Annotated in this window: 17 protein-coding genes and 1 tRNA gene; 16 read left to right on the forward strand and 2 right to left on the reverse strand. The window is 67.0% G+C overall.

Translation table 11 applies throughout. The features are described from left to right. Positions 1–13 precede the first annotated feature (13 nt). The 12 genes from AB1281_RS21365 (at position 14) to AB1281_RS21420 (ending at position 15289) form a co-directional block, all read left to right on the forward strand. Positions 14–754, forward strand: coding sequence for a C40 family peptidase (locus tag AB1281_RS21365; protein WP_430346925.1), 741 nt, complete (start codon positions 14–16; stop codon positions 752–754). Then, the gene (locus AB1281_RS21370; protein ID WP_430346926.1) at positions 747–1349 is read left to right on the forward strand and encodes a tail assembly protein; all 603 of its coding nucleotides are present in this window, start codon (positions 747–749) and stop codon (positions 1347–1349) included. Before AB1281_RS21365 ends, AB1281_RS21370 begins: the two co-directional genes overlap by 8 nt. After that, on the forward strand, positions 1346–4834 hold the full coding sequence (locus AB1281_RS21375; RefSeq protein WP_430346927.1) for a host specificity protein J: 3489 nt from the start codon (positions 1346–1348) through the stop codon (positions 4832–4834). The genes AB1281_RS21370 and AB1281_RS21375 overlap by 4 nt, the downstream gene beginning before the upstream one ends. Next, the gene (locus AB1281_RS21380) at positions 4834–5163 is read left to right on the forward strand and encodes a hypothetical protein (RefSeq protein WP_430346928.1); all 330 of its coding nucleotides are present in this window, start codon (positions 4834–4836) and stop codon (positions 5161–5163) included. The genes AB1281_RS21375 and AB1281_RS21380 overlap by 1 nt, the downstream gene beginning before the upstream one ends. Continuing rightward, entirely contained in the window at positions 5163–5873 is a 711-nt protein-coding gene (locus tag AB1281_RS21385) for a hypothetical protein (RefSeq protein WP_430346929.1), read from the forward strand. The genes AB1281_RS21380 and AB1281_RS21385 overlap by 1 nt, the downstream gene beginning before the upstream one ends. A gap of 208 nt (positions 5874–6081) precedes the next feature. Next, positions 6082–7536: a SulP family inorganic anion transporter gene (locus tag AB1281_RS21390; RefSeq protein ID WP_430346930.1), complete on the forward strand. Its 1455-nt coding sequence runs from the start codon at positions 6082–6084 to the stop codon at positions 7534–7536. A 156-nt stretch (positions 7537–7692) separates the two neighbouring features. Further along, positions 7693–8568, forward strand: coding sequence for a lysozyme inhibitor LprI family protein (locus tag AB1281_RS21395; protein ID WP_430346931.1), 876 nt, complete (start codon positions 7693–7695; stop codon positions 8566–8568). Between the two features lie 60 nt (positions 8569–8628). Next, complete coding sequence (locus AB1281_RS21400) at positions 8629–11373, forward strand: peptidoglycan-binding protein (protein WP_430346932.1); 2745 nt, start codon at positions 8629–8631, stop codon at positions 11371–11373. Between the two features lie 89 nt (positions 11374–11462). Next, positions 11463–12494 carry a tRNA dihydrouridine(20/20a) synthase DusA gene (dusA, locus tag AB1281_RS21405; protein ID WP_430346933.1) on the forward strand — a complete coding sequence of 344 codons (1032 nt, stop codon included), beginning with the start codon at positions 11463–11465 and terminating at the stop codon, positions 12492–12494. A 213-nt stretch (positions 12495–12707) separates the two neighbouring features. Continuing rightward, on the forward strand, positions 12708–13082 hold the full coding sequence (locus AB1281_RS21410) for a hypothetical protein (RefSeq protein WP_430346934.1): 375 nt from the start codon (positions 12708–12710) through the stop codon (positions 13080–13082). A 73-nt stretch (positions 13083–13155) separates the two neighbouring features. After that, positions 13156–13839, forward strand: a complete 684-nt coding sequence (locus AB1281_RS21415) for a response regulator transcription factor (protein WP_004136763.1) — start codon at positions 13156–13158, stop codon at positions 13837–13839. A gap of 25 nt (positions 13840–13864) precedes the next feature. Next, on the forward strand, positions 13865–15289 hold the full coding sequence (locus tag AB1281_RS21420; RefSeq protein ID WP_075675605.1) for an ATP-binding protein: 1425 nt from the start codon (positions 13865–13867) through the stop codon (positions 15287–15289). A 129-nt stretch (positions 15290–15418) separates the two neighbouring features. Here AB1281_RS21420 and AB1281_RS21425 read toward each other — a convergent pair whose 3' ends face one another. Then, positions 15419–16210, reverse strand: coding sequence for a zinc-dependent peptidase (locus tag AB1281_RS21425; RefSeq protein ID WP_430346935.1), 792 nt, complete (start codon positions 16208–16210; stop codon positions 15419–15421). Continuing rightward, positions 16177–16461: a hypothetical protein gene (locus AB1281_RS21430; RefSeq protein WP_430346936.1), complete on the reverse strand. Its 285-nt coding sequence runs from the start codon at positions 16459–16461 to the stop codon at positions 16177–16179. The genes AB1281_RS21425 and AB1281_RS21430 overlap by 34 nt, the downstream gene beginning before the upstream one ends. A 144-nt stretch (positions 16462–16605) precedes the next feature. On the opposite strand from AB1281_RS21430, the gene birA reads away from it, so the two are divergent. The 4 genes from birA to AB1281_RS21450 all read left to right on the forward strand — a co-directional run bounded on the left by birA (position 16606) and on the right by AB1281_RS21450 (position 19291). After that, positions 16606–17574 carry a bifunctional biotin--[acetyl-CoA-carboxylase] ligase/biotin operon repressor BirA gene (gene birA, locus AB1281_RS21435; protein WP_430346937.1) on the forward strand — a complete coding sequence of 323 codons (969 nt, stop codon included), beginning with the start codon at positions 16606–16608 and terminating at the stop codon, positions 17572–17574. Continuing rightward, a complete protein-coding gene (locus tag AB1281_RS21440; RefSeq protein WP_049435511.1) occupies positions 17571–18302 on the forward strand; it encodes a type III pantothenate kinase in 732 nt (243 codons plus the stop codon). Before birA ends, AB1281_RS21440 begins: the two co-directional genes overlap by 4 nt. Before the next feature lie 9 nt (positions 18303–18311). After that, complete coding sequence (locus tag AB1281_RS21445) at positions 18312–19175, forward strand: SPOR domain-containing protein (protein WP_430346938.1); 864 nt, start codon at positions 18312–18314, stop codon at positions 19173–19175. Positions 19176–19215: 40 nt separating this feature from the next. After that, positions 19216–19291 (forward strand) — tRNA-Thr (locus AB1281_RS21450). Positions 19292–20470 lie beyond the last annotated feature (1179 nt).

Consider the following 20470-nt stretch of genomic DNA (forward strand, 5'->3'; position numbering starts at 1 on the left):
TCATGGGTGAAACATGCAACCGACAACCCTGCAGGCCATCCAGGCGCACGCCGTGGCCGAGTACCCGCGCGAATGCTGCGGGCTGATCGTGGCCATTGAAGGCCACGAACGCTATCTTCCCTGCCGCAACGTGGCCGCCACGCCCAGCGAGCATTTCCGCCTGCCGGCTGAGGACTATGCCGTGGCGGAGGACAAGGGCGAGGTGCTGGCCCTGGTGCACAGCCACCCCGATGCCGCCGCGACGCCGTCCGATGCCGATCGGGTCATGTGCGAGCGCAGCGGGCTGACCTGGCACATTGTCAGCGTCGGCCAGGTAACCGGCGAGCCACCGCAGTGCGCTGATCTGCAGACCCTGCATCCCTCGGGGTACATGGCACCGCTGGTCGGTCGCCAGTTCGCCCACGGCGTGCTGGACTGCTACAGCCTGGTCCGCGATTTCCACGCACGCGAACTGGACATCCGGCTGTCCGAGTACGAACGCCAGGATGACTGGTGGAGCCATGGCCAGGACCTGTACAGCCTTGAACGGCTGCACGCCGAGGGCTTCGACCTGATCGAGGGCGAACCGCAGCGGGGCGACATGATCCTGATGCAGATCCGCTCGCCGGTCACCAATCACGCGGGCATCTACCTCGGCGACGGGCAGATGCTGCATCACCTGCATGGCCGCCTGTCCGAGACCGTGCCCTACGGCGGCATGTGGGCCGAGCGCACCCGTTGCATCGTCCGCCATCGCGAGGTGCGCCATGACTGACCGTCTTCGTACGATCCGCCTGTACGGCAAGCTGGGTGCACGCTTTGGGCGCAGGTTCCGGCTGGCGGTGAACAGCCCGGCCGAGGCCGTGCATGCGCTGTGCACGATGCTGCCGGGGTTCCAGCAGTACCTGATGGGTGCCAAAGCCAAGGGCATGGAATTTGCTGTGTTCGCTGGCAGGCAGAACCTGTCGCGGGATCAGCTGCACGACCCGCCAGGGCAGGATGACATCCGCATCGCGCCGGTGATGATGGGTAGCAAGCGGGGAGGTGTTCTGCAGACGATCATGGGCGTTGTGCTGATAGTCATCGGAGCGGTCATGAATGCCTACGTACCAGGGAGTGGCGCGGGAGTCATGACGTCGGGCATTGGCATGGTCGCTGGCGGTGTCGTGCAGATGCTCTCCCCCCAGCCAAAAGGCCTGGGCGCCAAAGACACACCCGAGAACGCACCCAGCTACAGCATGAACGGCACTGTCAACACGCAGGCGCAGGGCAACCCCGTTCCGGTCGCCTATGGCGGCCATGACAGCAAGGGCATGTTCATCGGCTCGGCCGTGATCAGCGGCGGCATCCTGGCGGAGGACCAGTTTTGAACCAGATCACTCATTCCGCACCGCGCACGCGCAGTGCAGCTGCGCCTGTACTGGCGGGCGCCAAGAAGGGCGCGAGCAACGCCCGAACCCCGGTCGAAACCGCCGACAGCCTGCACTCGATGGCGGTGGCCCGCATCATCGACCTCGCCAGCGAAGGCGAGATCCGCGGCCTGGTCGCAGGCAAGCAGTCGATCTACCTGGACCAGGTGCCGATCGAGAATCCGGACGGCACGCTGAACTTCTCCGGCGTGGACGTGCAGACGCGTTCCGGCACCCAGGACCAGGAGCACATCAGTGGCTTCCCCTCCATCGAGAACGAAGTCGGCGTCAACGTAGAGCTGCGCAGCGATGCGCCGGTGGTTCGAACCGTATCCGGTGCCGACCTGTCGGCCGTCCGTATCCGCTTCGCGGTGCCGGCATTGCAGAAGACCAACACCGAGAACGGTGACACCGAAGGCTACCGGATCATGTATGCGGTGGATCTGTCCACCGACGGCGGCCCGTTCAGCACGGTGCTGACCGATGCCTTCAGTGGCAAGACCACCAGCCAGTACGAGCGCAGCCGACGCATCGATCTGCCTGCCGGCAACCAGTGGCAGGTGCGTATCCGCCGGCTGACCGCCAACGCCAACAGCAGCACCATCGCCGATACCATCAACGTGCTGTCGATGACCGAGATCATCGATGCCAAGCTGCGCTATCCGAACTGCGCGCTGGCGGCGGTACAGGTTGATGCCAGCCAGTTCCAGAACATCCCCACCCGGTCCTACCAGCTTTGGGGGCGCATCGTACGCATCCCCTCCAACTACGATCCGCTCAGCCGTCTCTACAGCGGCGTGTGGGACGGCACCTTCAAGAGTGGCTGGACCAACAATCCGGCCTGGGTGTTCTTCGACATCGTCACCAACGATCGCTTCGGCCTGGGCCATCGTGTTCCGCTGGACTGGGTGGACAAGTGGCGGCTGTACCAGATCGCGCGCTACTGCGATGAACTGGTCAGCGATGGCCAGGGCGGCAAAGAGCCGCGCTTCACCTGCAGCCTGTATCTGCAGACCCGCGCCGAGGCCTATCGCGTGTTGCAGGACATCGCCACCATGTTCCGCGGCATCAGCTTCTATGCGGCGGGGCAAGTGATGGCCTCGGCCGACATGCCCAAGGACCCGGTGCTGACCTACAGCCAGGCCAACGTCATCGAAGGGCGCTTCCACTATGCCGGCAGCAGCCGCACGGCGCGGCACACGGTGGCCCTGGTGTCGTGGATCGATCCGGACGACTTCGGCCGGCAGAAGGTCGAAGTGGTACAGCACCTGCCCGGCGTGGCCCGCTACGGCATCAACCAGACCGAAGTGACGGCGGTGGGCTGCCACTCGCGTTCGCAGGCGCAGCGCGTGGGTAACCACATCCTGCATACCGAGATGCTGGAAACCGAAACCATCAGCTTCTCGGTGGGCCTGGACGCGTTGGGCTGCATGCCTGGCGACGTGATCCAGGTGGCCGACCCGAACCGCGCCGGCCGCCGCAATGCAGGGCGTATCCGCAGCGCGGGTACGCGCAGCCTGGTGCTGGACCGCATGCCGGAGCAGATCGCGGCCGGTGACACCCTGCGCGCCACCCTGCCCAGTGGGCAGACCGAAGCACGCACGGTGCAGTCGGTGGACGGCGAGACGGTAACGGTCACCGCGCCGTGGTCGGCGGTACCGGTGGCGCAGTCGGTCTGGGCACTGGAATCGCCGGAGCTGGCCCTGCAGCACTATCGCGTGCTGTCGATCAGCGAAGGCGAGGACCTGACCTATCAGATCACCGCGCTCAAGCACGTGCCGGGCAAGTACGCCGCCATCGACGACGGCACGCGCCTGGAGCAGCCGCCGATCAGCATCATTCCGCCCAGCGTGCAGCCGGCACCGGCCAACGTGCGGATGGCCTCGCATGTGGTGGTGGACCAGGGCATCGCCACGTCCGTGCTCACCATCGAGTGGGATGCCGCAGACAAGGCGATCGGCTATGACGTGGAATGGCGCCGTGGTGATCTCAACTGGGTCCGCGCCGGACGCGTCGGGGCGCAGAGCCTGGAAGTGCGTGGCGTCTATGCGGGCGAGTATCTGGCGCGGGTACGCGCGGTCAATGCGCTGGGCGCGGTATCGCAGCCGACGCTCAGTGTGCTCACCACCATTGAAGGCAAGACGACGCCGCCACCGGCATTGACCTCGCTGACCGCGCGCAGCCGGGTGTTCGGCATCGAGCTGGCCTGGCAGTTCCCGGCAGGCGCCACGGATACCGAGCGCACTGAACTCTGGTACAGCAGCAGCCCGGATCGCGCGGCCGCCATCAAGCTCGGCGACTTCGCCTATCCACAGTCGCGGCACCAGATGAACGGTCTCGCGGCGGGCGCACGCTTCTGGTTCTGGGGGCGCTTGGTCGATCGCAGCGGCAACGTGGGGCCGTGGCATCCGGTGGAGGCGGGCGTTCTGGGCGAGTCCAGCAGCAACCCGTCGGACTACGATGCCTATTTCGCCGGCCGCATCAACGAAAGCGCGCTGGGCCAACAGCTGAAGGGCAAGATCGAGCGCGTCACCGAAGTGCTGCCGCTGGTCTGGGATGCCGCGGCAACCTACACCCCGGGTCAGACTGTCATCCACGACGGTCGGATCTGGAGCTGGCAGGGCACTGCCGCAGGCAACGAGACGCCGCCGGGCAGCCACTGGAAGAACATCGGCGATGCCATCGCCGAGGCGGGCGCCATCGTCGGCCGCGTCGACCAGCTGGAAATGGACGTCACCGACGTCGATGGCAAGGTGGCCGCGCAGGGGCAGAAGGTCGATGGCCTGTTCGCCCAGGTCAGCGACCACACCGCCGGTGAGGAGGACTACAACGTCGGCGAGAACGATGTCAGCGCCGGTGCCATCACCGTGTACAGCGTGATGGCCGAGAAGGACGCGGCACTGGCAAGGCGTGTGGACACGGTCGAAGCCTCCATCGAGGGTGTTCCAGGCAAGATCGAAGGTGTCAGCGCTGCGGTCCAGCAGGTCTCGCAGGCCGTGGTCAACCTGGATGGCAAGGTCAGCGCGACCTATACGGTCAAGGCGCAGATCACCAGCGCCGGGCAGATCTACATGGCCGGCATGGGGCTGGGCGTCGAGCAGCAGCCTGATGGCAGCTACCAGAGTCAGATCCTGATGCAGGCCGATCGCTTCGCGCTGTTCAACACCAACAGTGGCCAGGTCAGCGCGCCCTTCGTGGTGCAGGGCGGGCAGACCTTCATCAGCCAGGCACTGATCGGCAACGGCTGGATCCAGAACGCCATGATCGGTGATGTGATCCAGTCCAATGCGGTCGGCGCCGGCGGGCAGCCGCGCTGGAGGCTCGACAAGAACGGCACGCTGACGATGAACGGCCCCGAGAATGGTGGCCGCCTGACCATCAATGACAGTGTCATCCACGTTTACGACAGCAACGGCCGTGTCCGCGTCCGTATGGGGATCTGGTAATGGCAACCGGTATGCAGATATTCGGCCCGGACGGGCAGATGTGGTTCGACACCAATGATCGTGCCGGCAAGGTAATGGGTGAGATGCACGTCAGCACCAGAGACAGCATCTATGTGGGCATGGCGGGCATGGGGCAGCCATTCGCGATCCTGCCCAGCACCTTCTGGGACAGTTGGCAGGACATGAATGGCAACCAGTTCTCTGCTCCCAACATGGCATCCATGTCCTTCAACAAGCCAGGCGCCGCCGAGGGCGACTACCTCACACTCAACTTCACGTTCATGACGACCACCAGCCCCAATGCCTATGTCTTCTACGGGAGTTTCTGATGACCGTCGGCCTTGAAGTCACCAACGACAGCGGTGTCCCCGTTCTGGTCAACGCACGCGCCCTTGCCTTCTTCGCGGCAGGCAAGGGGGTGGAGTCCATCGGCAGCAACACGTCGCCGTTGGGCCAGCGTGGATCGGTCGGCTTGCCGGCGCAGAGCGTGCCCTACCTGGTGTTCATCCGCTGCAATGGCGGCTCCACGCGGATCTCCACCGGCACTGCAGGTTTCAGCTGGAACATGGCCCAGGGCACCACCAGTTTTGAATGGTGGGCATGGGGACATGCGGTTCCCAGCAACAACACCGGCATGCAGGTCTACAACGCCGACGGTTCGCTGCAGTGGGACATGAGCAGCCGTCCACTGCGCATGGCGGGCCTGGTCGATACGACCGGTGCCCGGCCACCACTCCCCAGCGAGATGTCCAACGAGAACATCCTCACCGGTGACCTGATCAACGGCCCGGGCGACAATCTTGCCTACCTGCTGTCAGACATCGGCCTCTGTCACGATGTCTACGCGATGCCCAGCGGCAACCCCACCATCCGTACCAACATGCGCTATGCGGCGGCCATCAGTACGCCGAATGCATCGCAGATGCGCGTCAACTTCACCCGGCAAGCTGCCAATCGTCAGCGTTCCCTCAGTGGAGCGTCCTACCAGACGTTCGCTTCGCGCCTGCCAAGTTTCGTCCTTGCGGCTTACACCTACTGAGCGGGGATTGCCGGCCCGGGCGGCCATTTGAGCCGCCCGGGCCCTTCCCGTAGACTGCGCCCCTTCCACGCTCCCCGACGACGCACTGCAGTGATCACGCCACCCTGACCCTTGCCGCACATCGGCAGCCGGCCCGCCCGGCTCAGGAACCCGTGTCTTTCCACTGCAGCGCCATGCGGCCACGCCCGCGTGTGCGCGGAGTTTTCCCATGCAAACGTCCTATCCGCTGCGCCAGCAATGGCTCGGCAACATCCGTGGTGATCTGCTGTCCGGCATGGTCGTCGCCCTGGCCCTGATTCCCGAGGCCATCGCCTTCTCGCTCATTGCCGGCGTCGACCCCAAGGTCGGCCTGTACGCCGCGTTCTCCATTGCGGTGGTCACCGCCATTGCCGGTGGCCGCCCGGGCATGATCTCCGCCGCCACCGGCGCGATGGCGCTGGTGATGGTCGACCTGGTCAAGGACCACGGCCTGCAGTACCTGTTCGCCGCCAGCATCCTGGCCGGCCTGCTGCAGGTGCTGGCCGGCGCGTTCAAGCTCGGCTCGCTGATGCGCTTCGTATCGCGCTCGGTCATCACCGGCTTCGTCAACGCGCTGGCGATCCTGATCTTCCTGGCGCAGATGCCCGAGCTGATCGGCCGCGGTCCCACGGTCTACGTGCTGTGTGCCGCCGCCCTGGCGATCATCTACCTGCTGCCGCGCCTCACCCGCGCCGTGCCGTCACCGCTGGTGGCGATCGTGGTGCTTACAGCCGTGGTGATCGGTTTCGATGTGGACGTGCGCAGTGTTGGCGACATGGGACAGCTGCCTGACAGCCTGCCGCAGTTTCTCATCCCCGATGTGCCGCTCAGCTGGGAGACCCTGCGCATCCTGCTGCCGGTGTCGGCCACGCTGGCCGTGGTTGGCCTGCTCGAATCGATGATGACCCTGCAGATCGTCGAAGACATCACCGAGACGCCCAGTGAGCGCAACCGCGAATGCGTCGGCCAGGGCGTGGCCAACACGGTCACCGGTTTTCTCGGCGGCATGGCCGGCTGCGCGATGATCGGCCAGTCGGTCATCAACGTGACGTCCGGTGGCCGCGGCCGCCTGTCCTGCCTGGTGGCCGGCGTGCTGCTGCTGGTGCTGGTGGTGTACGGCAGCGACCTGGTGCGGCAGATCCCGATGGCCGCACTGGTGGCGGTGATGATCATGGTCAGCATCGGCACCTTCAGCTGGCGCTCGCTGCGCGACCTGCGCACGCACCCGCGCAGCTCTTCGGCCGTGATGCTGCTGACCGTGGTGGTCACCGTGGCCACCCACGACCTGGCCAAGGGCGTGCTCAGTGGCGTGCTGCTGTCGGCGCTGTTCTTCGCGCGCAAGGTCGGCCGCATGCTGGACGTGCAGCGCGAGGATGCCGGAGACATGCAGGTCTACCGCGTACGTGGCCAGGTGTTCTTTGCCTCGGCCGGCCAGCTGGGCGCCGCGTTCGACTATCAGCATGTGGCGCCGAAGGTGCAGGTCGACCTGCGTGACGCCCACCTGTGGGACCTCACTGCGGTGGCCGCGCTGGATCGCGCGCAGGAAAAGCTGGCCGCGCATGGGGCGGAGGTGACGGTGGTGGGCCTGAATGCGGCCAGCCGGACGTTGATCGAACAGGTGGGTGGGCGCGGCGGAGGGCACTGAGGTTCCAGCGTCTGCGTCTGAGACGGCGTGCACGCATTCTGAATCCAGTCAGGCAGTTGAAACCGGCGCTGTCGTAGCATTGCCCGCGTGATGGGGGTCGATGGACGGCCCCTCCCTGCCAGCACCCGCTGGCGACACGCAAGGGAGAAACAGGCAATGCAGGCAATGGACGCGCTTGGGCGCAACGAACGGGTCGGCGTCGGCCGTGGGTATTGGAAGGTGCTGGCCCTGTGCCTGGCGCTCACCGCATGCCAGGCGCCTTCTTCCCAGGCATCGACCGAAACGGCGGCTCCCGCGTCGATTGCTGCGGCATCGCCGACAGCACCTTCCGGCCCGGCATCGGCAGATTCCCCCCACTACCCGGATGCGTCCTATACCGAAGGTCGCCTGCGCCCCGCCTATGGCTGGTGTGTGGATGGGATGGAAGATGCCGGCAAGCTGCAGGCCTGCGGCAGGGACGAACTCGCCTACCAGGAAGCGCGCCTCGAAGCGGCGGCCAGCAAGGCGATGGCCGGGCTCGACGCCGCTGCCCGGACGGCATTCCAGGCCACCCAGGCGAGCTGGCGCAGCGATACAGACCGTTATTGCCGCGATGTCCCCAACGGCACCGTGCAGCAGCTGCAGGGCGCGCAGGAATGCCGCCTGTACCGTGTTGCCAACCGTGCCGACCAGCTGCTGGCGCAGAGCGCGCCGCCGGATACCTCGTATACCCAGGCAACGCTGCGTCCGGAATACACCCGTTGCGTGCAGGACGCCCGCGGCATGGACGACCAGCTGGAAGCCTGCGATACGGCCGAGCTCGCCCACCACAAGGCGCTGCTGGAAGCACAGGTCGCGCGACTGATGGACGGCCCCGACGGCCCGGCCAAGGACCGCTGGATGGACGAGCAGGCCAACTGGGCTGCAGACACCGAAAAGCGCTGTGCACCTGCCAGCGACCATGTGGGGCCGATGCTGGATGCTCAGTCGTGCCGCATCAACCGGTATGCCAACCGCGCCGTCGAGCTGCACACGCGGGTGCTGACGCCCTGATCCACGGTCGCCAGCAGGCAACTGCACCCGGTCATTCCTCCACGGACAAGGAAGTGAGACATGCCAAACAATATTGACACCCGCAACCTGGACGCCACTGCCGGCGCGGTGTTCTTTGCAGTCGGACGCGGCACCGAAGGTGGTGGATCTTCGTACCACCTCAGCATCGCCGGCATCACCAAGCACCTTAACGAGCCGCAATGGGGCACGGTCAGCGCGGTCAGGGACAACAGCGGCTATTCGCTGGGCACCATCCAGGTGGATTTCGGCCAACGTGGCGAGTGGCCGCTGGGCGCGACGCAGGAGCGCAAACTGAAGCCGGGCGAGACAACGTATGTCGATGGGGTCATCGACCAGGCCAGCGCTTACGCCAAGGCACACAACCTGCCCTTCACGCATGATCGCACTGACCTGCGTGCGGATCTGCTCAGCCACGGCAATGGCGAGGGAAAGCGCTCATCCATCCGCTTCATCGATGCACCGACGCGTGACAGCATCAATGCCTGGGCCGGCTCGGCGGAAGGCAAGCAGTGGATCCACACGCACATCGATTACCCGCAGGTGCGCAATGCCACGAATATCGCCATGACCATGCTGGACAAGCATGGCAGCGGCATTGCCGAGGACAAGCGCTTCGAGGCCATCGCGTTGATCGCCAAGACCGCCAACCAGCTGCCGGGTCGGCTGGATGGCCTGGAAGCGGTGCTCAAGCGCGGGGGTGACTACCAGGAACTGCGCGATCAAGCCGCTGCCATCCGCCATCGCACCCCTTCCTATGCCGGGCTGACTGCTGCCGACGTCGCTGCCGGGTATGAAGATGCCTATGCGCAGCACTCCGCCGAAATGGATCGCGCGCACCTGAAGGTGGGGCGCCGCGATTTCGCGCCCGCCACCGAAGGCCGCGACCCGGATATCCAGGTCGCGCTGCAACAGGCGCGAGCGCACGGCCACGGTGGCGGTGGTCCGCAGGTGCTGAAGGAGGGCTCAAGCGGCCGCGCGGTGGAAAAGCTGGAACACAACCTGCACACACTCGGCTATGGCGGCGCAGGCGCGCAGGCCATCCATCCCGACCGACAGTTCGATGCCACTACCCGGCAGGCCGTCGAAGCCTTCCAGCGCGATCATGGCCTGACCCCGGTGGATGGCAAGGCCGGTCCGGCAACGCTGGGCGCGATCGACCGCGAGGCACGCGCGCTGCAGGCTGACATGGCGGCGTTGGGGCTGACCGATGCACGGGGCAAAGCGATTACCGCCGATGGTTACCTGGGGGCGGGGAGCCAGCACGCCCTCAATACCTTCCAGCAGCAGCACCATCTGCCGGCCACCGGCATGGCCGACGCAGGCACGCGCAGTGCGATCCAGGCCGAAGCGGCACAGCACCGCCCTGCAACGCCGACACCGGCCGCACCCGCTGCGCCTGCCGCACCGGCCGCGGCACCTGCACCCGAACGCCACAGCGGGCCAGCCGCAGCCGCTGCACCCGGCGGCGAGCGCATCTCGGTGGTGGAGCCGTTCGGCAATGGCGGCAGCAACCGCATCCTGCGCCATGGCATCAGTGGCGAAGAAGCGTTCCGCGAACTGAAGATCCACCACCCCAACACCAACGCAGCTGCCGTTCGTGCGGGCGATGCCAGCCGGGTCGACCGTAGCGCGGAGATGGTCGAGGGCGAGCTGGAGGCCGTGCGCCGGCGTGGCGACGTCAACAACATTCCGCTGGTGCAGAAGGACCTGATCCTCACCGACCGGTCAGGCGGGCGCAATCTGATGGTTCCCAGTCCGGTCGCCGGCTACGTCAAGCTCAACAACGACGGCACCAACTCCATCAGCATCTACAGCCATCCGGTCGGCGATGCGCGCCGCGAGCTGGTGGGCCAGGTGCTGCACGGCGCGCGCGGGTCCATTCCGTACAAGACCGGGGATTTCGTCGAGTACGGTGCGCCGCTGGTGCGGCAGTCGGACGTAGGCTCGCCGGGTGCGGTGCACGCGCACATCGAAGTCGAGCCGGACCAGTACCGTCGCTATCTGGGCGACATCCTCAACGACCGCATCACCCTGGGCGGCAAGGTCCACGCGCAGGGCCCCGAGGCCGCGCAGGCCGCACGCAGTGCGCAGCAGGCGCCGATGGCCGATGGCGTGTTGAAGCAGGGCGAGCGGGGCGATGAGGTCAAGGCCTTGCAGGGCAAGCTGGCGGCGCTGGGCTATGCCGGGGCCGATGGCAAGCCGCTGCACGCCGATGGCGTGTATGGCAAGGACACCTTTGCGGCGGTCAAGCAGTTCCAGGCCAACAACGGCCTGGACGACGATGGCAAGGCAGGCCGCAAGACCCTGGCGCAGGTCGATGCCCCCAACGCGGTGAAGGCCGGTACCGCGCCGGCGGCTCCGGCCCGGGCCGAGCCCGCAGCGCCGGCCAGCATGCGCGACCCCGGGCATGCCGACAACGCGCGCTTCGGCCAGGCCCTGGACAAGCTGCAGGCGCTGGAGCAGCAGCGTGCCCAGGCCGGCCTGAAGCCACTGTTCGCCAACCCGCAGGAAGCCGAGCGTGCGGCCGGCCAGCTGGCCTACGAAAGCAAGGTGTCCGGCATGCGCCAGATCGACCACGTCGTGGCCCGCCCCGACGGTACCGGCCTGTTCGCGGTGCAGGGCGAGCTGGGCGATCCGGCGGCGCAGCGGACCTTCGTCGACCGCCAGCAGGCGGTATCGCACTCGGTCGAGGCCAGCAGCCGGCAGAGCGAGGCGCTGGACAGCCAGTTCAACCAGCGTGCGCAGGAACAGCAGCAGGAACAGGTGCGCAACCGCGGGTTGTAAGCCACGCGGCGTCCCGGGGCCGGTCGAGCGGCCCCGGAGCCACCCGCCGCCATTCAGGCGTCCGGTGTAAACTATTGATCTCACTGGCAATGCCAGTCTCCACGATCAACACCCCGATGACGTCCGCCACCGCCCGTTACGCCGATTCCCTGCGCCTGTCCGTCGCCCCGATGATGGACTGGACCGATCGCCATTGCCGCGTGTTCCATCGCGTGCTGGCGCCGGGTGTGCGCCTGTACACGGAAATGGTGCATGCCAACGCGGTCATCCACGGCGATCGCGAGCGCCTGCTCGGCTTCGACCGCAGCGAGCAGCCGCTGGCGCTGCAGCTGGGTGGCAGCGATCCCGCGCTGCTGGCGCAGGCCGCACGCATCGCCGCCGAGTGGGGCTACGACGAGGTCAACCTCAACTGCGGCTGCCCGTCCGACCGCGTGCAGGCCGGGCGCTTCGGCGCCTGCCTGATGCGCGAGCCGGTGCTGGTGGCCGAGTGCGTGGCGGCAATGGTCGATGCCGTCGAGACCCCGGTGACGGTGAAGTGCCGCCTGGGTGTGGACGAGGACAACGACTACGACGTGTTCGCCGCCTTCGTCGACCGCCAGGTCGCCGCCGGTGCCGCGATGGTGGTGGTGCACGCGCGCAACGCGTGGCTGAAGGGTCTGTCGCCGAAGGAGAACCGAGAGGTTCCGCCGCTGAAGTACGACTGGGCCTACCGCCTGAAGCAGGAGCGCCCGGCGCTGCCGGTGGTGCTCAACGGGGGCCTGGCCAGCCTCGAGGCAGTGCAGGCGCAGGCCGCGCACGTCGATGGCGTGATGCTGGGCCGCGCGGCCTACCACGACCCCTACCTGCTGCATCAGCTGGAGGCGCTGCAGACCGGCGCCCCGCTGCAGGCCCGCGGCGACCTGCTGCGCGCGCTGCGCCCCTACGTAGAGGCGCGTCTGGGCGAAGGCCTGGCGCTGAAGCACATCACCCGCCACCTGCTCGGCCTGTTCCATGGCCAGCCCGGTGGCCGCGCATTCCGCCAGGTGCTGAGCGAGGGCGCACACCGCCCGGGCGCCGATTGGAGCCTGGTCGAGCAGGCGCTGGCGATGACCGAACGCGACGCTGATCGCGTCGCAGCGTGACCGTCGTCACATTCCTGACTTGACAAGGCGCGGCGATTCGTCCCGAATGTTCACCTAGCTGAACATCGCGGGGTCGCGGCCGGAAAAGTTCAGACCGGATTCACTGCCCCAAACCAAGAATTTGCAAAGGATTTGTAAAGCGCCGGGCCCGAAACCCGGCATCCGGATTTACGACTTTTGAACGAATCGCCGTGCTCGGCTAGGATCGCATCGATGTCTTCCGCTTCCCTCCATTGCCGCATTGCCCTGGCCACCTGCGTTGTGCTGGCGGCTGCGCCGCTGTCGTCGGCGCTGGCACAGCAGCCGCAGCGCGGTGAGCAGGGGCGTGCGGAGATGATGGAGCGGGGCGAGCGTGGCAACCGTGGCGACGAGCGTTCGCTGTCCGATGCCGTGCGCCGCGTGCAGCGCACCACCGGCGGCCACATCCTCGGTGCCGAGCGCGTGCCGTTCGATGGTCGTGATATCAACCGGGTGAAGTACATGGACGACCGGGGCCGGGTCCGCTACATGGACGACCCTGCCCCGTCGCGTTCACAGCCGCGCACGCCGCGGTCGGATATGTCATCACTACGCGGCGATAACCCCTGAACAGGGATAGTTGTCGCTATCAACCCGTACCCCACAGGCCTCCGGGCCACACCCAGGACACTAGGGAGAGTTCATGCGTATCCTTCTGGTCGAAGACGAAGCCCCGCTGCGTGAGACCCTGGCAGCCCGGCTCAAGCGCGAAGGCTTTGCCGTCGATGCTGCGCAGGACGGCGAGGAAGGCCTCTACATGGGGCGCGAAGTTCCGTTCGATGTCGGCATCATCGACCTCGGCCTGCCCAAGATGTCGGGCATGGAGCTGATCAAGGCCCTGCGTGACGAAGGCAAGAAGTTCCCGGTGCTGATCCTCACCGCGCGTTCGAGCTGGCAGGACAAGGTCGAGGGCCTGAAGCAGGGTGCCGACGATTACCTGGTCAAGCCGTTCCACGTCGAAGAGCTGCTGGCCCGCGTCAACGCGCTGCTGCGCCGCGCCGCCGGCTGGAGCAAGCCGACCCTGGAATGCGGCCCGGTCGCCCTGGACCTCGCCGCTCAGACGGTCAGCGTGGCCGGCAGCAATGTCGACCTGACCAGCTACGAGTACAAGGTGCTGGAGTACCTGATGATGCATGCCGGTGAACTGGTCTCCAAGGCCGACCTCACCGAGCACATCTACCAGCAGGACTTCGACCGCGACTCGAACGTGCTGGAAGTGTTCATCGGCCGCCTGCGCAAGAAGCTGGACCCGGATGGCGAACTGAAGCCGATCGAGACCGTACGCGGTCGCGGCTACCGTTTCGCGATCCCGCGCAACGAGGGCTGAGCCGGCTCACCCTGGCGATAACACGATGTCCGGCCGTCTGTGGTTCTTCCGACGCTGGCGGCCGCGCTCACTGCAGGCGCGCCAGATGCTCGCCGCGTCCGTGGGCCTGGTCGCGTTCCTGGCCCTGGCCGGTTACGCGCTCGACGCCGCCTTCGCCGATACGGCGAAGGCGAACCTGCGTGAGCGCCTGAAGAACTACGCCACGTCCTACGCGGCCGGCATCGACTTCACCCGCGACCGCTCGCTGTACATCCGCGAGCAGCCGCCGGATTCGCGCTTCGATGTGCCCGGCAGCGGCCTGTACCTGCAGGTGGTGATGCCGCACGGCAAGGGCAATTCGATGTCCGCCGAAGGCCCGATGCTGCCCACCGTGGGCGGCGGCCTGCTGGCGCCGCGCCAGGAAGTGTTCGAAGGCCCGCTGCCGATGATCCAGATCGATGGCAGCCAGGGCTCGGTATACCGCTACGGCCTGGGCCTGGTGTGGGGTGCCGACGCCGACCCCGCCACTGAATTCCCCTACACCATCTATGTGATGGAAGACTCGCGCGCGCTGGGTGCACAGCTGCGCGTGTTCCGTGGCCGCGTCTGGTTCTACCTGGGCGGCATCGGCCTGATCCTGCTGCTGCTGCAGACCGTCATCCTGCAGTGGAGCCTGCGCCCGCTGCGCCGCGTGATCACTGAACTGACCAAGGTGCAGCGCGGCGAGACCGAGCGCATGAGCGAGCGCCACCCGCGCGAGCTGGAACCGCTGACCGACAGCATCAACGCCTTCATCGAAAGCGAGCGCGAGAACCTCGAGCGCCAGCGCAACACCCTGGCCGACCTGGCGCACAGCCTGAAGACGCCGATCGCGGTGCTGCGCACGCAGATGGACAGCGGCGCCGGCGACACCGCGCTGCGCGAGGAACTGGACGTGCAGCTGCAGCGCATGAACAACCTGGTCTCGTACCAGCTGGCGCGCGCGGCGTCGTCGGGCCACAAACTGTTCTCCGCGCCGCTGCCGATCGAGTCCAATGCCGAGGAAATCGTGCGTGGCCTGGAAAAGGTCTACGCCTCCAAGGGCGTGCTGTGCGAATTCGACATCGACCCGGCGGCACGCTTCCACGGCGAACCGGGCGACCTGCAGGAACTGCTCGGCAACCTGCTGGAGAACGCCTTCAAGTGGGCCAACCGCCGCGTGCTGCTGACCGCGCAGCCGCTGCCGGCCCCGAACGCACGCCGTGCCGGCCTGCTGCTGGCGGTGGACGACGATGGCCCGGGCATTGCCCCTGACGACATCGGCAAGGTGCTGCAGCGTGGCGTGCGTGGCGACGAGCGCGTGCAGGGCCATGGCATCGGCCTGTCGATCGTGCAGGACCTGATCAAGGATTACCGCGGCGAACTGACCGTGGGCCGTTCGGCCGAACTGGGCGGCGCCCGCTTCGAAGTGCGCCTGCCGCCGGGGCCGTAATCGCGCGCGTTCCCGTCCACCGGGCATCGCCTGGCGCAACAACGGGCGGGTATTCCGGTAGTGCCGGCCGCTGGCCGGCAACCTCATGGTCTTCGGTGGCAGTGCCAGGTTGCCGGCCAGCGGCCGGCACTACCGCAGTTCGATCTTCGGCGGCTCGCCATAGAACCGCCGCAGCTGCGCGGCCACCTCCGGCAACGCCTGCTGCAGCAGATCCGGCGCCGAGAAGTGGTACTCGCTGGCCACCGCGAAGAACTCTTCCGGCGCCTCGGCCGCATACGGATCGATCAGCGTTTCTTCGCCCGCATCCACCTGCGCACAGAAGGCATCGTAGGCGCGCTGGAAAATGCCCGCCCATTCGCGCTGCCATTCGCGCGGCAGCGGCGGGGTGCCGTCCATCGCGCCATCCAGCGCATCCAGCTTGTGCACCATCTCGTGCACCGCCACGCAGTAACCCTCGTGGGGTGCGGCCAGGTCGGCCTGCACGTCGGCCCAGGACAGGATCAACGGACCGCTGTCCCACGACTCGCCGATCAGCTCGTCATCCCACTCGTGCAGCACGCCGGCCGCATCCATGTGGCTGCGGTGCACGCGGAACGCATCGGGGTAGACGATCAGCTGCGACCAGCCTTCCAGCCCCACCTCGCCGAACTCCAGCAGCGGCAGGCAGCACAGTGCGGCCAGCAGCACGCCGTCACCGGCCTGCAGCTGCAGCTCGCCGATCGGGGTGATGGTCTTCTCGTGCAGGAAGCACGTGGCCAGTACGCGCAGGCGTGCGCGGCGTTCGTCGTCCAGGCCGTGCAGCCAGGCCGCGCGGCGGCAGGCGTCTTCCCACAGTGCATCGTCGATCGGCCGCGGCGCAGGCCGCAGCCACTGCAGCAACGACTTGATCAGCGGAACATTCCCGGCAGGTAGCTGTGCCACTTCGGCGCACGGATGCGTTGCAGCACGTCATCGTCGCTGCCACCGCCGCCGGTGCTGGTGGCACTGCTGGCGGCCGGGCGTACCGCCGCCGGCTTGGTGGTGGTTGCCGAGGCGGTCGCGGTCGGTGCGCGCTGCGAGGCGGCATCACCGTTGGACGACACGCAGGCGCCGCGGCTGTCGTCCAGCGCTGCTGTCGCAGACGCCGCGAAGGGCATCATCAGCAGGATCAGGCAATGGGCATAACGGCGCATTGACGACATCCACGTTAAGGGAAGGTGAGTTCCCGATTCTAGCCCGAACTCGCCGCCCCGTTGGAAGCCCCCGCGGAACCCAGCGTGGCGGGCGTCGCTGGCGGCTTTCCCGCATAATTCCTTCCTGACTTCGTGGAAGCTGCCGTGGACGATCGCCAATTGCTGGCCAAACTCGCTGCCGGTCGCCTGTCCGGCGACGCCCTGGCCCGTGAGCTGGGCCAGACCCGGGCGGCGATTTGGAAGCGTATTCAAGGGCTTAGGGCCGCCGGTGTGGACGTCGAGGGCCGCGCTGGCGAAGGCTATGGCCTGACCCGCCCGGTCGATCTGCTGGACCCGGGCGCGATCCGCGCCGGCCTGCCGGCCGGGGTTCTGCCGCTGCTGCACGACCTGCAGGTGGCCTGGACGGTGGATTCGACCAACGCCGAATTGCTGCGTTGCAGCGCGCCCCAGCGCGGGGTCAGCGTCCTGCTGGCCGAACGCCAGACCGGTGGCCGCGGCCGTCGTGGCCGCACCTGGGCCTCGCCGCTGGCCGCGCATATCTACCTGTCGGTGCTGCGCCTGTACTCCGGTGGCCTCGGCCGCCTGGCCGGGCTGAGCCTGGTGGCCGGCATCGCCGTGGCCGAAGCGCTGCACGACCTGGGCTACACCCAGGCGCAGCTGAAGTGGCCGAACGACCTGATCGTCGATGGCAAGCGCAAGCTGGTCGGCCTGCTCGCGGAAGGCGGTGGCGAATACGCCGGCCCGGCGCGCGCAGTGATCGGCATCGGCATCAACACGCACATGCCGCCGTCGTTCGCCGAGCAGATCACCCAGCCGTGGGTGGACCTGGACACGCTGGCCGGCAAGCCAGTGGACCGCAACGTGGTCGTTGCTGCCGTGCTGACGCGGCTGCTGCCGGCGCTGGAAGAATTCGATCGCGAAGGCCTCGCTCCGTTCCTGCCGCGCTACGCCGCCTTCGACATGCTGGCCGGCCGCGAAGTACGCGTGGAGCTGGATGGGCAGTGGCAGCACGGTACCGCGCTTGGCCTGGCCGATGACGGCGCATTGCGTGTGCGCATCGATGGCCAGGAACGCCTGCTGCACGCCGGCGAAGTCAGCGTGAGGGCAGCATGAGCGATTGGTTGTTCGACCTGGGCAACTCGCGCTTCAAGTTCGCGCCGTTGCAGGGCGACCGCGCCGGTGACGTGCAGGCCTGGGCGCATGGCGCCGAAGGCATGGCCGGGCAACCGCCGCACAGCCTGCCCAGCGGCCGCACCGCGTTCGTGGCCAGCGTGGCAGCACCGTCGCTGACCAGCGCCATGCTGGACCAGCTGCAGCGCCGCTTTGAACACGTGCATGTCGTGCGCACCAGTGCCGAATGCGCAGGCGTGCGCATTGCCTATGCCAAGCCGGAAAAGTTCGGTGTCGATCGCTTCCTGGCCCTGCTGGCTGCGGCCAAGGCGCAGCGCCCGGTGCTGGTGGTCGGCGTGGGCACCGCACTGACCATTGACCTGCTCGACGCCGATGGCCAGCACCACGGTGGCCGCATTTCCGCATCGCCCACCACCATGCGCGAAGCACTGCACGCGCGTGCCGTGCAGCTGCCGGCGACCGGCGGCGACTACAGCGAGTTCGCCAACGACACCGCCGACGCGCTGGCCTCTGGCTGCGACGGCGCGGCCGTGGCGCTGATCGAACGCAGCGCACAGCAGGCGCACACGCTGCTGGGCGTGGCACCGTCGCTGCTGGTGCATGGTGGCGGCGCACCGGCGCTGATGCCGCTGCTGCCCGGCGCCGACTACCACCCATCGCTGGTGCTGGATGGCCTCGCCCGCTGGGCGGTGCACCAGCCCGCAGGCTAGTATCCGCGCATGCTGACCCGTGCCCTGATCGTCGTACTGGCCATCCTCAATCTTGGCGTCGCCTGCTGGTGGCTGCTGCGCGATGCACCGCAACCGCCCGCGCCGCCGCCGCAACCGGCCGGTGTGGCCGAGCTGCGCTGGGTGCCCGGTGGTGTGGATGCCAATGCCGCCGCCGAAGCGACTGCTGCAGCCCCGACCGCGCCGCTGGTGGAACGCGAACCGGCGGCGAAGATGGCTGTGGCTGCGACGCCCGCGCCGGTGCCGGCCGTGCCGGCCGTGCCGGCCAAGCCGGACATTCCCAAGCCGCAGACGGCTGACGCTGCGGCGGTTGCTGCCGCTGCCAAGCCGGTAGCACCACCAGCACCCGTACCGGCACCGGAAAAACCCGCAACCCCGCCCGCGGCCGCCGAGCCGCCGCGCTGCGTCGCACTGGGCCCGTTCGCCGACCGCGCCGCCGCGAGCAGCGCGCAGGGCAAGGCCGGCACGCTGCTCAGCCAGGTGCGCCTGCGCGAACAGCCCGCTGCCAGCGGCAGTGCCCGTTACCGGGTGATGCTGCCGGCCGCCGCCAACCGCGACGAAGCGCAGGCCACCGTGAAGCGCATCGTCGCCGCCGGCCTGAGCGACTACTACATCATCAGCCAGGGCGAGGAGGCCAACGCCGTGGCGCTGGGCCAGTACCGCAACCGCGAAGGCGCAGAGCGGCGCATGGCGGCGGTGCAGGCCGCCGGCTTCCAGCCGCGCCTGGTCGCCAGCGGCGACGCCGGCCAGTGGTGGCTGGAAGGGCAGCTGGCGGCGGGCACGCAGCCGGCCCAGGCCCAGCAGCGCAGCGGGGCGGCACAGAGCCGGTCGCTGGAATGCACGCGGTTGCGCTAGAATCCCCGGACCGCGGCGCTGCCGCCGGTGCACCACCCATGCCGCTTTAGCTCAGTTGGTAGAGCAACTGTCTTGTAAACAGTAGGTCATCCGTTCGATTCGGATAAGCGGCACCATCTCATGCAGGCGCATCCTTGCGCCGTACGTTCTGGAAGCAGCCGGCGCGCTGCCGGCCCAGAAAACTGCCAAATGTGGGCCCGTACCGGGTTTGACCATCTACCTGCATTGCGGGGAGCTCCGCCACTAGTGCCCGTACCAGATGTTGAGATGCCGAGGGAGTAGTAGGTAGTAGAGTGTCTTCGGGATGCCGCCCATGCGGCGAGGCTTTACGGCCCCCGACCACATCATGGAGCAAGCTGGATGAGCAGGCTTCCCGTAGTCATCCTCCTATGCGTCGCAACGACAGCCTGTGCTGCTGCGATCCGATGGGCTGAGCCACAGGATTTCAGTTTCTCCGTGGTGGACAACCCGAAGGAGAAGCGATACGACATCGCCCTCACGTCTTCTGCCACCGCGCCGTTGTGCCTCATGAAGGAAGACTGGCCTGCTGAAGACGGCACATTTCCGACGGGGTACGAGGGGGCAGTCTTGACCATGACCACGGGCCTTCTGCAGCCCAAAGCTGTCATGACCGCGTACTGCCCGGGAGGATGTGGTGAGGTTCGCTTGGAGCCAGGCCAGACCTTGCGGTCAAGGATTGCCTATGCAGCATTTGGTGATGCAGAGATCGTCGCAATCGACCCTGTCCGCTCGATATCGCTTCCCGTTCACCCCTTCTACTGCAGACGGTAGTCTCTGCCCCTCCAAGCACTCCGATCATCGTTTCTGTGCATTGCCAGCGCGATGTTCACGTCGGTCTGCTTCTCTTCGATTCTCCACACAGGGGTGCGTCTGCTTCGATCGTAGGTCGTGCCTGGATCAAAGACAGGTAGCAGCAATCCCTAGCGGATGAGGAAAGTTGCAATTCGATCCATGACGTCTCTTTTATGTTGATCTTCCGAGCGAAGAAAACTAGCTTCGCAGCGTTGTCGGCGGACACCAGTGAGTTCCGCACAACATCGAGATGCCACGCTGCATAGGAGCGGCCTTTCGGCAATACGAAGGATGCGGGTTGAAGCAATCAAAGAGGGTGCGTCATGGGATCGACCATGGAAGAGGGCACGGTAGCGACCATGGGATGGTTGATGGTTGAGACGGTCCGCTGACCCATGCTCCAGCGCATCGCTAGATTCTGGCCTATAGGATTCTCTCTGGTGGCTCTGGCACTACTTGGGGCAAGGGTCACGCAGGTCATT

Origin of the sequence: Stenotrophomonas sp. NRRL B-14846 (genome assembly GCF_050473585.1) — a bacterium.
Classification (GTDB): Bacteria; Pseudomonadota; Gammaproteobacteria; order Xanthomonadales; family Xanthomonadaceae; genus Stenotrophomonas.

Coding starts and splice junctions, on each gene's coding strand:
- AB1281_RS21365 (WP_430346925.1), top strand. CDS start 14: ATGCAACCGACAACCCTGCAGGCCATCCAGGCGCACGCCGTGGCCGAG.
- AB1281_RS21370 (WP_430346926.1), top strand. CDS start 747: ATGACTGACCGTCTTCGTACGATCCGCCTGTACGGCAAGCTGGGTGCA.
- AB1281_RS21380 (WP_430346928.1), top strand. CDS start 4,834: ATGGCAACCGGTATGCAGATATTCGGCCCGGACGGGCAGATGTGGTTC.
- AB1281_RS21385 (WP_430346929.1), top strand. CDS start 5,163: ATGACCGTCGGCCTTGAAGTCACCAACGACAGCGGTGTCCCCGTTCTG.
- AB1281_RS21390 (WP_430346930.1), top strand. CDS start 6,082: ATGCAAACGTCCTATCCGCTGCGCCAGCAATGGCTCGGCAACATCCGT.
- AB1281_RS21395 (WP_430346931.1), top strand. CDS start 7,693: ATGCAGGCAATGGACGCGCTTGGGCGCAACGAACGGGTCGGCGTCGGC.
- AB1281_RS21400 (WP_430346932.1), top strand. CDS start 8,629: ATGCCAAACAATATTGACACCCGCAACCTGGACGCCACTGCCGGCGCG.
- dusA (WP_430346933.1), top strand. CDS start 11,463: ATGCCAGTCTCCACGATCAACACCCCGATGACGTCCGCCACCGCCCGT.
- AB1281_RS21410 (WP_430346934.1), top strand. CDS start 12,708: ATGTCTTCCGCTTCCCTCCATTGCCGCATTGCCCTGGCCACCTGCGTT.
- AB1281_RS21415 (WP_004136763.1), top strand. CDS start 13,156: ATGCGTATCCTTCTGGTCGAAGACGAAGCCCCGCTGCGTGAGACCCTG.
- AB1281_RS21420 (WP_075675605.1), top strand. CDS start 13,865: ATGTCCGGCCGTCTGTGGTTCTTCCGACGCTGGCGGCCGCGCTCACTG.
- AB1281_RS21430 (WP_430346936.1), bottom strand. CDS start 16,461: ATGCGCCGTTATGCCCATTGCCTGATCCTGCTGATGATGCCCTTCGCG.
- AB1281_RS21440 (WP_049435511.1), top strand. CDS start 17,571: ATGAGCGATTGGTTGTTCGACCTGGGCAACTCGCGCTTCAAGTTCGCG.
- AB1281_RS21445 (WP_430346938.1), top strand. CDS start 18,312: ATGCTGACCCGTGCCCTGATCGTCGTACTGGCCATCCTCAATCTTGGC.